At 34.9% G+C, this 542-nt stretch carries 1 protein-coding gene; it reads right to left on the bottom strand.

The features are described 5' to 3' along the window. A partial coding sequence (locus ACFFVB_RS16040) for a discoidin domain-containing protein (RefSeq protein WP_382384243.1) occupies positions 1-542 on the bottom strand: 542 nt, incomplete at both ends.

The following is a 542-nucleotide window of genomic DNA, read 5'->3' as shown; positions in this document are numbered from 1 at the left end:
CGAATAGCGGTCGATTGCACAAGTGCACCGGTAATATTGTAAATTTGTACAGTCGTGTCTTTAGTTATTCCTTTAATGTTTAATGTGTTTTTTGCAGGAACAGGGTAAAGTGTAATGCGATCTGATTTAGCCAGCTCATTATCGTCTATAGAAAGTGATTCATCATTAAAATAGAATTTTACATCGTTAATCGTATTCCAATCGTCGGTTTCGTTTCCACGACCAATAATTTTAATATAACGTGCCTTTCTTGAGATTGAATACGTATCGTAAGTATCTGCTGTTTTGTTGCTAGATAGATCTTGCTTTACTTCTAAATACGTTTCGTTTTCTCTAGATACTTGTATGTCAAAATAACTATTTTTTGTTAGTTTGTCTTCAAAACTAATTTTTAAGTCATTAAGCTCGTAGATATCTCCTAAATCGTAAATTAAATATTCACCATCACCTTGAGCAGACCAAGAGGTTGCAGGATTGTCGTCTAAAGTGTTTTCTGGGTTTGTAGACGAGCTCGCAACAACTGAAACTGGAGTCGCTTCTTT

This window comes from Formosa undariae (assembly GCF_042427615.1).
Taxonomy (GTDB): domain Bacteria; phylum Bacteroidota; class Bacteroidia; order Flavobacteriales; family Flavobacteriaceae; genus Formosa; species Formosa undariae.
The sequence above is the reverse complement of the archived record's forward strand: the minus strand, read 5'-3'. Positions and strand labels throughout refer to the sequence as shown.